Source organism: Marinomonas pontica, from assembly GCF_026191375.1.
Classification (GTDB): Bacteria; Pseudomonadota; Gammaproteobacteria; order Pseudomonadales; family Marinomonadaceae; genus Marinomonas; species Marinomonas pontica.
On sequence record NZ_JAODTL010000010.1, the window covers coordinates 1 to 13065 of the forward strand.

The 13065-nt window shown below is 48.0% G+C and carries 13 protein-coding genes and 1 pseudogene; 9 read left to right on the forward strand and 5 right to left on the reverse strand.

What is annotated here, in order from left to right; genetic code table 11:
- On the forward strand, window positions 1-416 hold a 416-nt coding region (locus tag N5P32_RS01300; RefSeq protein WP_265727402.1), incomplete at its 5' end, for an ATP-binding protein.
- Window positions 417-480: 64 nt separating this feature from the next.
- Here N5P32_RS01300 and N5P32_RS01305 read toward each other — a convergent pair.
- Both N5P32_RS01305 and cysZ read right to left on the reverse strand, forming a co-directional pair.
- A complete protein-coding gene (locus N5P32_RS01305; RefSeq protein ID WP_265727403.1) occupies window positions 481-1293 on the reverse strand; it encodes a response regulator in 813 nt (270 codons plus the stop codon).
- A 27-nt stretch (window positions 1294-1320) separates the two neighbouring features.
- Window positions 1321-2100 (reverse strand): sulfate transporter CysZ, encoded by a 780-nt coding sequence (gene cysZ / locus N5P32_RS01310; RefSeq protein WP_265727404.1) that lies wholly within the window; start codon window positions 2098-2100, stop codon window positions 1321-1323.
- Between the two features lie 319 nt (window positions 2101-2419).
- Between cysZ and N5P32_RS01315 the strand changes: the two genes are divergently transcribed.
- The 8 genes from N5P32_RS01315 (at window position 2420) to N5P32_RS01350 (ending at window position 10861) form a co-directional block, all read left to right on the forward strand.
- Window positions 2420-4030: a peptide ABC transporter substrate-binding protein gene (locus N5P32_RS01315; protein WP_265727405.1), complete on the forward strand. Its 1611-nt coding sequence runs from the start codon at window positions 2420-2422 to the stop codon at window positions 4028-4030.
- Between the two features lie 109 nt (window positions 4031-4139).
- Window positions 4140-5060, forward strand: a complete 921-nt coding sequence (gene oppB, locus N5P32_RS01320; RefSeq protein WP_265727406.1) for an oligopeptide ABC transporter permease OppB — start codon at window positions 4140-4142, stop codon at window positions 5058-5060.
- 12 nt (window positions 5061-5072) lie between these two features.
- Window positions 5073-5999, forward strand: a complete 927-nt coding sequence (oppC, locus tag N5P32_RS01325; protein WP_265727407.1) for an oligopeptide ABC transporter permease OppC — start codon at window positions 5073-5075, stop codon at window positions 5997-5999.
- Between the two features lie 9 nt (window positions 6000-6008).
- Window positions 6009-6998, forward strand: coding sequence for an ABC transporter ATP-binding protein (gene oppD, locus N5P32_RS01330; RefSeq protein ID WP_265727408.1), 990 nt, complete (start codon window positions 6009-6011; stop codon window positions 6996-6998).
- Entirely contained in the window at window positions 6998-8002 is a 1005-nt protein-coding gene (gene oppF / locus N5P32_RS01335) for a murein tripeptide/oligopeptide ABC transporter ATP binding protein OppF (RefSeq protein WP_265727409.1), read from the forward strand. The genes oppD and oppF overlap by 1 nt, the downstream gene beginning before the upstream one ends.
- 164 nt (window positions 8003-8166) lie before the next feature.
- Entirely contained in the window at window positions 8167-8667 is a 501-nt protein-coding gene (locus N5P32_RS01340; protein ID WP_265727410.1) for a putative pterin-binding protein, read from the forward strand.
- 3 nt (window positions 8668-8670) lie between these two features.
- On the forward strand, window positions 8671-10488 hold the full coding sequence (locus tag N5P32_RS01345) for a sensor histidine kinase (protein ID WP_265727411.1): 1818 nt from the start codon (window positions 8671-8673) through the stop codon (window positions 10486-10488).
- A gap of 40 nt (window positions 10489-10528) precedes the next feature.
- Window positions 10529-10861, forward strand: coding sequence for an Hpt domain-containing protein (locus N5P32_RS01350; RefSeq protein WP_265727412.1), 333 nt, complete (start codon window positions 10529-10531; stop codon window positions 10859-10861).
- 15 nt (window positions 10862-10876) lie between these two features.
- On the opposite strand, the gene N5P32_RS01355 is transcribed toward N5P32_RS01350, so the two are convergent.
- The 3 genes and pseudogenes from N5P32_RS01355 to pstB form a co-directional block, all read right to left on the reverse strand.
- A complete protein-coding gene (locus N5P32_RS01355; protein WP_265727413.1) occupies window positions 10877-11377 on the reverse strand; it encodes a GAF domain-containing protein in 501 nt (166 codons plus the stop codon).
- A 125-nt stretch (window positions 11378-11502) separates the two neighbouring features.
- Window positions 11503-12219, reverse strand: a complete 717-nt coding sequence (gene phoU / locus N5P32_RS01360) for a phosphate signaling complex protein PhoU (protein WP_265727414.1) — start codon at window positions 12217-12219, stop codon at window positions 11503-11505.
- Window positions 12220-12233: 14 nt separating this feature from the next.
- Window positions 12234-13063 (reverse strand): annotated as a pseudogene (pstB, locus tag N5P32_RS01365) (phosphate ABC transporter ATP-binding protein PstB).
- Between the last annotated feature and the right edge of the window lie 2 nt (window positions 13064-13065).

Here is a 13065-nt window from a genome sequence, read left to right on the forward strand (position 1 = left end):
AAGAGCTGTACAGCGCGTTTTCTAATTTGATCGTCAACGCCGTAAAGTATTCGCCCGATGGCGGTAACATCACGGTGAAATGGGAATCCAGCGAATTTAATGGGGTATTTTCAGTTCAGGATACCGGTATTGGCATCGACCCAAGGTACATCCCTAGACTGACAGAACGCTTCTTTAGAGTCGACAAAGGTCGAGGCTCAAAAACGGGCGGTACGGGACTCGGGCTAGCGATTGTGAAGCATGTTCTTTTGCACCATGAAGCCAAACTGCAAATACGCAGCCAGCCAGGTTTTGGCAGCACATTCTCTTGTCACTTTCCCGCGAGTCGGACACGCAATGACGCCATGACCGCCATCGCCTTTCAAAGCGACAATACCCAGAACCAAACAGACGACTCACTCAACATATCAAACTAAACTCTTGCCCTGCCTTCGGTCCGCTCAAAGGCAGGGCAATGACAATCTACTCACAATCACGCCATTACAAACTGTCGAACAACTGAGCGATAAACGCTTCTTTCTCGCTGTCTTGGTCTATCAAACCCAGCACTACGGTTAAAAAAGTCGAGTCTGGCTTTTTCTCAGTCGTTGCTACAGATTGAATAAAGTAGTTTAAACGATTCACCGTACCGTCGAATTCCAAATCCAGAACCGCTTGACCCAATACTTGCGGCACCACGTCATCACTTTTAATGAACATGGTCGCTTCGGTTTTACTAAACTGAACAATCATGCAGCGAAACTGTTTGCCTTCAAAGCGAACCAAAGTGGGCACTTTTACGTCTTTTACCGACACCGCGGGGGCATCTGGGTTGGTAAACTTCGTGGCCTGCACAGGGCTTGCCTTACCCGCGCCCATTAAGACATCTAACGATGCCGCGCTTACGCCGCCAGGAGAAATAGATTCACGCGGTTTTTGCGACGACAACTTACGCTCAATGCCATGTTTTTTCGCAGCAGACACCACCTTATTGATCAACTGCTCACTGGAAAACGGCTTACCCAAATAATCCGTCACACCAGACTGAACCGCTTCGACCACATGACTTTTATCACCACGGCTGGTGATCATCACAAAAGGCACATCTTCCTTTTTGTATTTTGGCTGCTCGCGGCGCCATTTAAGCAATTCAACCCCCGTCATTTCGGGCATTTCCCAATCACAAAGTACAATATCAAACTGTGTTTTGTTCAACATTTGCTGAGCTTTGCGACCATTCACCGCTTCTTCAATCTCGACCGCGGGAAATTGCTTACGCAAAGTCCGTCGTATCAAATCTCGAGTAAAAGACATCGTCTACAACCAATATTTTTAATGACATCACAACATTCCTTTCGAGCGATCTAACAAGGCAGAAAAATCCCCATGTTGTGATCTAAAAACCGTAATCCACAATAACGTAGCGGCCACGACCGCAATCGGCATCACAAATAAATTAAAGAACGGGATCGTCAAGCACACCATCACAATGCCACCAAATGTCCAGCACAATAACGGTTTCGCACGTAACGCCATTCTCATGTCGTGAAACTTTACCTTGTTGTTATCAAACGCGTAATCCATGTATTGCAACGACAACATCCATGCGGAAAACAGCAACAACAACACCGGAGCAATGACATTCACCAACGGTATAAAAGACAACAGCAGCAGCAAGACAAAACGCGGCAAGAAATACAAAATTTTCTGACACTCACGCTGCAAACTGCGCCCCACAATAGCGGCCAACGCACCAGCAGACAGTGTTTCGTCAAAGACTTTCCCCGTCTCTTTTTCCTCTACTTTTTCCGCCAAAAACGCCATAAACGGCGCGGCCAAAATGTTCACCCCGACCGAAAAACTGTAGAACAAAAGCACACTGATAATGGCGCCAAAAATGAGGTAAAACAGCCAATTCAAAAACGAAACCCACTCTGGTAAATACCCCATCGCAGAATCCATCAACGTCTGAAAATAGCTAAACGCCACCATATAAAGCAGACCCATTAGCACAAAATTGGCCAATAAAGGCACCAGAATAAACAATCGTAACTCTTTTGAAAAAACCAATGGAAACGCTTTTAAAAAGGCCCCAGCTGCTTTAAATGGGTGAGTGATCACAATAACGTATGTCCTTTTTCAACTAAATTTTACCAAGAAACCCAGAGTACCATGCTGGCTTTCACGGCTCCACAACGCTCTTATCAATAATGGCAATCCTTTCTATCTTCATGCTTTGCGTTGATTTACCTCGTCCATGTAACCTCCCTTTCAACAACCTGACATTTATTAGACGCATGGGGCGATACGCAATTTCGATTGTGACCTTTAGTGAATTGGTGAACTATGAAAATGTAAGGCGAATACCCACCTGTGCGGATATCGCGCCTCATTATAAAAAAGAGCACACAGAACAACTCACATTAGGAATACACATAAAATGAAAAAAACACTACTCGCCAGCGCGATTCTGGCAACCTCATTGATCGCCATGCAAACACACGCCGCCAACGTTCCAGCGGGCGTAGAATTAGCCGCTAAACAAGAACTTGTTCGTGGTGGCGGCGCAGAGCCCGCAACACTTGATCCACAAAAAATGGAAGGCACGCCCGGCTCTATCCGTTCCAAGGATTTGTTCGAAGGTTTGTACAACCAAGATGGCGACGGCAACCAAATCCCAGGCGTAGCCACAAGCTACGATGTCAACGCCGACAACACACAATACACATTTCACCTTCGCAAAGACGCAAAATGGTCTAACGGCGACCCAGTGACAGCCGAAGACTTTGTTTACGCCTTCACGCGCGCGGTTGACCCTGCATTGGCCTCGCCTTACGCCTGGTTCATGGAAATCCCATCCATCGTCAACGCAACAAAAATCATTGCCGGTGACGCTGCGCCTTCAACCCTTGGCGTAAAAGCGCTCGACGCTTACACATTTCAAGTCACACTTGAACGCCCTGTGCCTTACTTTGTAAAAATGACCTCGCATCAAACTATGTTCCCTGTGCCGAAGAAGGTAGTTGAGAAATGGGGCGATGATTGGACGAAACCAGAACACATGGTCTCTAACGGCGCGTACAAAATGGACGAGTGGATCGTCAACGAAAAAATGGTCTTCACTCGCAACAAGCACTACTGGAACGATGCAAAAACCATCATCAACAAAGTCACTTACTTGCCGATTGAATCGCCAAACGCCGAGCTAAAACGTTTCCAAGCAGGTCAAATGGATCTAAGTTATGAGATCCCGAATGACCACTTTAAACAACTAATGCGTGATATTCCGGATCAAGTTGTCGTAACGCCAAAACTGGGTACTTATTACTACCAGTACAACACAACCAAAGCGCCATACAACGACGTTCGCGTGCGCAAAGCCTTGTCTTACGCCATTGACCGAGACGTGATTACTAAGTTTGTAACGGGAACAGGTGAACTTCCCGCGTACTCTTTCACGCCAGAAGTCGTCAACGATTTTTCACCCGCTACTCCAGAATACGCAACATGGACTCAAAAAGAGCGTAATGAAAAAGCCAAAGAACTGTTAGAAGAAGCGGGCTTCACGAAAAGTAACCCTCTGTCTTTCAGCTTGCTTTACAACACCAACGAAAACCACAAGAAAATCGCCATTGCGATCGCATCAATGTGGAAGAAAACCTTGGGCGTGAACGTCACATTGGAAAACCAAGAGTGGAAAACCTACCTAGAAACGAAAAAACATCAGCAATTTGATGTCGCGCGTGCTGGCTGGATCGGTGACTACAACGAAGCGTCTACCATGCTGGATCTTTTGACCACCACTCACGGTAATAACGACGGTAAATACAGCAACACGGAATACGACAAGCTATTGCACGATGCGCGCACCATGCAGCACCCTGCGGCGAACTACAACAAAGCAGAAGAAATCGCCATTGAGCAAGACATGGCCGTTGCGCCTATTTACCAATACACCGAAAAACGTTTGGTAAAAAGCTACCTAGGCGGCTACATGCCAAACCCAGAAGACAACGTTTACGTGCGCGATATGTACATCATCAAACACTAACGATCTGCTCTTGAAAAACAGGCTCAGCGGTTCTCCGCTGAGCCTCTCTTGAACTTCCTACAGGTTCCTAACATTAGCCGCTAAACACGCGTCTAATCCGGTAATTTTTATGCTGACATTTATTTCAAAACGCATTTTAGAAGCCATCCCAACCTTGTTGATTTTAATCACGGTGTCTTTTTTCTTAATGCACTCTGCGCCTGGCAGTCCATTTTCCAGCGAGCGCACCCTGCCACCCGAAGTGTTGGCCAACATTAACGCCAAATACCATTTGGACGAACCCGTCATTAATCAGTATTTCTATTACCTTGGCGGTTTGTTACAGGGCGATTTAGGCCCCTCTTTTCGCTATAAAGATTTCACCATTAACGAGCTGATCGCGCAGAGCTTTCCCGTGTCGGCAGAGATCGGCATTTGGTCCTTTCTTGTTGCGATGTTGATCGGTGTCGGTTGTGGTGTTATCGCGGCATTGCGCCAAAACTCATGGTGGGATTACAGCGTCATGGGCTTTGCCAACCTAGGCATTGTGTTACCTAACTTTGTATTAGCTCCTTTGTGTATCCTATTTTTCTCCATTTATAACCATTGGCTACCTCCGGGTGGTTGGAATGGTGGCGCGTGGCCTTACTTGGTGATGCCGGTCATTGCCATGTCCACCAGCTACATTGCTCAAATCGCGCGTATCACACGGGGCAGCATGATTGAAACCATGCACTCCAACTTCATTCGTACCGCGCGCGCTAAAGGCTTGCCGAAATACCGCATCATTTTTCAACACGCCTTGCGCCCTGCCATGCTGCCCGTTATTTCCTACCTTGGGCCAGCGTTTGTCGGCATTGTTACTGGCTCGGTGATTGTGGATGTGTATTTTGGTACCGGCGGTATCGGTCAGCACTTTATCAATGGCGCATTGAATCGTGACTATTCCATGGTGATGGGTGTGACGATTTTGGTCGGCACATTGACGATTTTATTCAATGCCGTCGTCGATATTTTATACGCCGTTATTGATCCGAAAATTCGCTACTAAGGCCACACAATTATGATGACTACAAAAGACAAGGTTCAGGCCGTCGAGCAGTTCGCCGAAAAAGTGGTGGAAGTCGAAGGTCGCAGTTTATGGCAAGACGCTCGCCGTCGTTTTTTTTCAAACCATGCCGCCGTGACCAGCTTAATTGTGCTGGCCATTATTGCGGCCATTGCGTTAGTGGGGCCTTTTTTCAGCCAATGGAATTACGACGATATCGACTGGGAAGCGCTGTCTGACATCGCTGTATTGGGACGTCCTAACATTGAAAACGGTCACTACTTTGGTACCGACACATTAGGCCGCGATATTTTTGTTCGTACTATGCAAGGCGGGCAAATTTCCTTACTGGTCGGCATCATGGGCAGCGCCGTGGCGATTGTCATTGGCACACTTTACGGTGCTGCCTCCGGTTACATTGGTGGACGCGTTGACAGCGTGATGATGCGTTTCTTAGAAATTCTGAACTCTTTCCCTTTCATGTTCTTCGTGATCATTTTGATGACCTTATTTGGTCGTCATATCTTTTTGATCTTTGTCGCCATTGGCGCGATTTCGTGGCTCGACATGGCGCGGATCGTTCGTGGTCAGACCTTAAGCCTGAAAAACAAAGAATACATCGAAGCCGCTTACGCTTGCGGTGTGTCGACGCCGAAAATCATCTTGCGCCACATTGTGCCAAACGTACTCGGTATCGTTGTCGTTTACGCCACCTTGTTGGTACCAAACATGATCTTGCTAGAGTCTTTTATTAGCTTCTTAGGGCTGGGCGTTCAAGAACCCATGACCAGCTGGGGCGCGTTGATTTCTGAAGGCGCGCAGAACATGGAGATTGCCATCTGGCAATTGGCTTGGCCGCTTGGTTTCCTAGTCGTGACACTGTTTTGTTTTAACTTCCTCGGCGATGGCTTACGCGATGCGCTTGATCCAAAAGACCGCTAAGGAGGCCTTATGAACTTATCAACCAAAAAAACGTTATTAGAAGTCAATAACCTAAAAGTGAACTTCAGAACACCCGATGGGTTTGTGACCGCGGTGAACGACCTCAATTTCACCCTAGCACAAGGGGAAACCCTCGGCATCGTAGGCGAGTCTGGCTCAGGCAAAAGCCAAACCGCATTTGCTCTTATGGGCTTATTGGCGGGCAATGGCGTGATTGAAGGGGAAGCGCGCTTTAACGAGCAAAACATTCTGACCCTGAATGAAAAAGCCATGAACCGCATTCGCTCCAAAGAAATCGCGATGATTTTCCAAGATCCAATGACCTCATTGAATCCCTACATGAAAGTCGGCAAGCAGCTGATGGAAGTTTTGATATTGCACAAAGGCATGAGCAAAGCCGAAGCCTTTGAAGCCTCGGTGAAGATGCTCGACGCGGTAAAAATGCCCGAAGCGCGCAAACGCATGAACATGTATCCACACGAATTTTCTGGCGGCATGAGACAGCGTGTGATGATTGCGATGGCGTTATTGTGCCAGCCTAAACTCTTGATCGCCGATGAACCAACAACCGCCCTAGACGTCACCGTGCAGGCACAAATTCTGACCTTGTTGAACGAACTGAAAGACGACTTCAATACTTCCATCATCATGATCACTCATGACTTGGGCGTGGTCGCCGGTTTATGCGATAAGGTTCTCGTGATGTACGCAGGCCAGACCATGGAATACGGCAGCGCCGAAGACGTGTTCTATCGTCCTACGCATCCGTACACACAAGGCTTGCTTAAAGCCATTCCTCGTCTAGATGCCGATGACGAGTACCTTTCAACGATTCCGGGCAACCCACCTAACTTACTGCATTTGCCAACGGGCTGCCCATTTCAAGCACGTTGTGAATTTGCTCAAGATCGCTGTGGAGAAAGCATGCCGTCACTGCAAGAGTTCGCACCGGGTCAACTACGAGCGTGTCATAAATCCGTTGATGGGTGGGTCGCCTAATGAATACTGCAAACAGCAAGGTATTAATGGAAGTGAACAATCTAAAAGTGCACTTCAACATCAAATCAGACAACGCGTGGCCTTGGGAAAAAGGCCAAGCACTCAAAGCCGTAGATGGCGTTAATCTAACCATTTACGCTGGCGAAACGCTTGGTGTGGTGGGTGAATCCGGTTGTGGTAAATCCACACTGGCACGCGCTTTATTGCGTCTTGTGCCCATTACGGAAGGCAACGTGGTTTGGCTTGGACAAGACCTGACGGATCTTGATAAAAAACAAATGCGCAGCAAACGCCAAGCGCTGCAAATGATCTTCCAAGATCCCTTGGCGTCCCTGGATCCTCGCATGACAGTCGGCGACATCATTGCTGAACCGCTTAGAACCTTTCGACCAGAGCTGTCCAAAGAGCAAGTCAAAGCCGAAGTGCGCGCCATCATGGATCGCGTGGGGTTATTGCCAAACGTGATCAACCGCTACCCGCATGAATTTTCTGGTGGTCAGTGTCAGCGTATCGGCATTGCGCGCGCGTTAATCCTCAAGCCGAAGTTAGTGGTGTGTGACGAACCCGTATCGGCGTTGGACGTTTCCATCCAAGCTCAGGTCGTAAACTTGTTGAAAGAGTTGCAGGCGGAAATGGGCTTGTCGTTGGTGTTTATTGCCCATGATTTGAGTGTGGTAAAACACATTTCAGATCGCGTTTTGGTGATGTATTTGGGCAATGCGGTGGAATTAGCCAGCAAGCAATCGCTGTACGATCATCCTCGCCACCCTTACACCAAAGCCTTACTGTCTGCAGTGCCTGTGCCAGATCCTAAAATCGAACGCGGTAAGAAAATCGAGCTTTTAGCTGGCGATTTACCTTCCCCCATTAGCCCGCCTTCAGGCTGTGTGTTCCGCACGCGCTGTCCTCATGCAAACGAAGGTTGTGCCCAGCAAAAACCCATTTTGCAAGCCGTCTCTAGCGAGCACCAAGCCGCTTGCTCACGTTTGGCTGACATTCCCTAATAAGCGGGTTTGGTCTTTCTTGTACGCCGCACTGAGACTTCTCAGCGCGGCGTATTCGTATCCTAACTGTAATGTTCTGTTATCTGCGCTTAGTATTCGCCCACAAGCCTCTCATTTTTGTCTATCATTGACTCTCTTTTTCTGAAGGGTGTTAGGGATCCACTATGCGTTTACTTTTCTCTTTTTTGTTACTGATTTTGGCCAATAATACAGTGGCGGCGGACATGGCCGACACGCCAACAGGTCGCGTTATTTTGACCGTGTCTGGCGCCATTAACACCAAACTCAACGCCACATTTGATTTAGCCATGCTGGATGCCTTGCCTCAATATACCATCACCACTCACACCCCTTGGACACAAGGACTGCACACCTATCGTGGCTTTTCTGCGGTTGATTTACTCGACCACTTAGGCAGCACAGGCACCTTGTTGCAAATCACCGCACTCAACCAATATATGACCGAAGTTCCCCTGAGCGACTTTCTCGACAATGGAGCGATTTTCGCGACGCGCCAAGATGGCAGAGAAATCAGTGTGCGCAATCTTGGGCCCATCATGGTGATCTACCCTTTTGACGAACGCGAAGAGCTCAAGTCAGAGCGAATTTATGGGCGCTCCATTTGGCAAGTGTCCCACATCAAATCGATCGTCTTAACGGAGTAATCCATGCGCCTGTTTCAGAAAAAGATGTGGCTCTCTGTTTTTAAGCAATGGCTGTTATACGGTTTTATTGTCCTAGTTATTGTCATCACGCTGGCGGTCTTTAGCATCATTACCCACACCAGTGACAGCTCGAAAAACAACAGCCGCCGCGTGTTTGAAAGTGCGCTGTGGAATGCCCTTCAGCTGCAATTGCAATCCTATCGTTTTCTGAACTATTTAATCGAGCTAGACCAGACAGCGACGTCACTCAACGGTGACGCTTTCTTTGAATATGACCTGCTGATGAGCCGCGTTGACCTACTAAGAGAAGGCGATGTGGCGACCTTGGTACGGAACTTTGAAAGCGGCCGTACGACGCGATTACTCAATATCATTAATGGCGAACTCGAATTATTGAGTTTTCAGCTGTCAAAAATCGAAGGCGGCGACTTTGCGTATCTGCCCACCTTGGTGGAAAGAATCAAAAGCATCGATACGCAGATCAATGAATTTGTCACCTTGGTCAACAAAGGCAGCAATAACTACATCTCATCTCAACACCAAAAGCTGCAAAAGAACTTAGACGACATTCAGCTGTTGTCGATCATGTTGCTCGCTTGCTTGTTTTGTCTGTGCTTTTTTATCATCAAAGGAGTCTCCGAACTCAAGCGCGTTGTTAGGCGAAATAACGCTCTCAACGTCAATATTCAAGCGGTACACGAAGACAAAGCCCGTACCTTGGCGTTCGTTAACCAAGAAACACGTAGGCCTATCCACGCGATTTTGGGAGCGGCCAGCGCACTCAACAATCCCACTCCCCCCAATAACACCGCCGCGCTGTCAAAACACATAGAAGAATCAGGGCATCAACTACTGCAAATCATCGAGATGCTCTCGGATTTGTCTCTGATTGATGCCCAAAAACTCACGCTAACGCCAACCACAGAGCGACTGCAACCGCACATCGAAAATTGTCTCACGCAATTTGATGGTCATATGGCTCGTAAAGGACTGCAAAGTATGGTGTATGTTGACCCAGCCCTGCCGCCTTACATCAGTGTCGACTTCATGAGAATCAAAGAGATCTTGGTCGCGCTGGTCAAAAACGCCATTGCTCATACCTCGTCCGGCAGCATCAGCTTACAAGTTCGACCTTCGGCCTCCGCTGCGCCGTCTTTGCCACTGCCGTCTGGCATAAGCGAAATCCGCGTGTTGCAAATCGCCCTGAGAGACACAGGCCAAGGCATGCCCGATGAATTACAGCAAAGCCTAAGAGCCAACCCTACCCTCCCTATGCAAAAAGAAGGGCCTCTGCCAAGCACCGTCGGTTTGGATTTGGCACTGTGCCACAAACTGGTGTACCTCATGCAAGGCGAAATGCATTTCTCCTGCGCGCCGCAAAAAGGCTGTGAATTTTGGGTAGACATCCCCTTCTATGTACCAGAAAAGCAGCCAGAAGACGCAAAGCAAAACGCCTTAATGTGGCCTGAAAACACGCAAATATTGCTCATAGAAACCGACCCACAGCTTGCCAAAATCATCAGTTTGCAGCTGACGGCGTTGCAGCTTGACGTCATTCTAGCCAAAGACGGAAGCCTGCAAGACAACCACAACAGCGATCTTATTATTGTGGGTAACAGCCCAAAATTTGAACGCGATGGTCACGACGCCTTACAGCAATGGAAAAGCCGAGCTTGCCCGGTATTGAGCTACAATCCACAGGCTATAAACCACCCAGAGTCATCGGTAAAAGCGCTGCATTTTCCATTGACGCAAAGCCAACTAGAGCGGTTAATTACCAGCCTTTTAACCGATCTAAAAAAACGATCAAAAAACCAATAAAAAATAATCCGTAAAAATACGCCACTATAGGTGAGTAAACATGATTGATCATGAGCATTTAGAGTCCCTAACCCAACTGATTGGAAAAGACACCATGGACCAAATACGGTTGGAGTTCATTGACGACAGCCATGAAAAAATGACACAGCTGTTGCAGGCGTGGGAAGAGCGTAATTACGACGCATTAAGAGACATCAGCCACTCGCTCAAATCAGCCAGCTTAAACATGGCATTACGACGGTTCGCCGAACAATGCCAACAGATTGAAATGGCGTCGATTCAGCACGATGGACAAGCCATTCAACCCATCATCCATCAACTTCCCGCCCTTCATCAAGCGTCTCTCAATGCGCTGGCAGACCTTTTTACCTAACCTTGATCAACGAACTTAGATCGTCCAAGCAAAATCGGTGGCGTCCATAAACGTCGCCACCAAGCTTTCTAGTCCCGCTTGATCCGTCTCAGAGAAACGATTCACCCGTGGGCTGTCCATATCAAACACCGCCACCAGCTTGCCATCCATGACGAGGGGAATAACCACTTCACTGGCTGACGCCGCATCACAGGCAATGTGCCCATCAAAGGCATGAACGTCTTCAATACGTTGAGTTTGTAACGTCTCTGCTGCTTTGCCACACACGCCACGACCAAAGGGAATGCGAGTGCAAGCCACTTTGCCAACGTATGGCCCAAGCACCAATTCTTCGCCACGAGCAAAATAAAAACCGGACCAGTTTAAGTCCGTTACCGTTTGCATCACAAACGCAGAGAATTGAGCGGCATTACAAATGAAATCGCGCTCACCACTGAGTAACGCGGCCAATTGGGTATTAAGCGCTTGGTAAGACTCTTCAAGTGAGCCAGTAGACTGGGGTTCTATAGTAAACATCGGTTTTTGCACCTAATAAAACAAAAAAGCGATGATAACAAAGACAGGAAAAGACGAGGAGGAAATTATGGGGACGCTGTTTCTTGGTCGCTTACTCGCCACCAAGAAACAGCGTCGGTATTTACTTAGCTTTTGGTACCAACTTCACCCGCCAGATCGTTCACGTTCACATGACGTACATCGACGCCTTTCACCATGAAGATCAAATGCTGACAAGTATGGCGCGCGTGATCGCCGATACGCTCTAACGAACGCAACACCCAAATCACGTTGATCACACGAGAAATACTGCGTGGATCTTCCATCATGTACGTCACCAAAGAACGCATCGCTGTGTTGTATTCTTGGTCTACCGCACGGTCTTGTTTCGCGACTTTGATCGCGGCATCGATGTCTAAACGAGCGTAAGCGTCCAAAGAATCGTGAATCATGCGAGTCACCATTTGACCAATTCGGTTGATCTCAACGTAACCACGCGGAGACTCACCTTCGTTGATCAAGTTCAACGTCAAGTTCGCAATCTTTTTCGCTTCATCGCCCATACGCTCTAGCTCGCTTACGGCTTTGCTGATCGACAAAATCATGCGCAAATCCGACGCAGCAGGTTGGCGCTTTGCCAAGATACGACGGCATTCTTCGTCGATCAAACCGTCCAGCTGATTGACCGTAGCGTCTTGGTTTTTCACGTCTTCTGCCAAAGAACCATTGGCGTCCAATAACGCTTGTACCGCGTCCTGAACTTGGTTCTCAACCACACCACCCATTGTCAAAAAATGCTGGCGGAGCAGTTCTAATTCGTTGTTGAACTGCTGAGAAATATGATCCGTTGTTAATTCTTTCATAGTGCGTCCCCCGCCTAGCCGTAGCGGCCCGTGATGTAGTCTTCTGTTTGTTGTTTGCTTGGATTCGTGAACAAGGTGTTCGTGTCACCAAACTCAACCAAATCACCCATATACATAAACGCTGTGTAATCAGACACACGCGCCGCTTGTTGCATGTTGTGCGTCACAATGGCGATGGTGAAATCGTTTTTCAGCTCGTGAATCAGCTCTTCAATTTTCAACGTGGAAATAGGGTCCAACGCCGATGCAGGCTCATCCAACAACAATACTTCAGGTTTTACCGCGACAGTACGCGCAATAACCAAACGCTGCTGCTGACCACCAGACATGCCTAACGCACTCTCGTGCAAACGGTCTTTTACTTCGTCCCACAACGCCGCAGAACGCAATGCCCACTCAACCGTTTCGTCTAAAAGACGCTTTTTATTGATACCTTGAATACGAAGGCCGTACGCCACGTTTTCATAGATGCTTTTGGGAATGGGTTCGGCTTTTGGAATACCATGCCCACGCGACGACGTAGCTCAGCCACGTCGGTTCCTTTGGCGTAAATGTTGTTGTCATGAAGGTTGATCTCACCCGTAATGCGGCAGCTATCAACCAAATCGTTCATACGGTTAAAGCAACGCAACAGAGTCGATTTACCACAGCCAGAAGGCCCGATAAATGCCGTTACTTTTTTCTCAGGGATGATCATATTCACCCCTTTCAATGCTTCTTTCTCACCGTAGTATAGGTGCAAATCGTTTACGGATAAGCAAACCGCTTCGTCTTCAATGCGCAATGCCTGTTGGCTACGCTGCATTGCTGAAATATCAATAGAGTGTGTTTTAACGTCGCTCATAA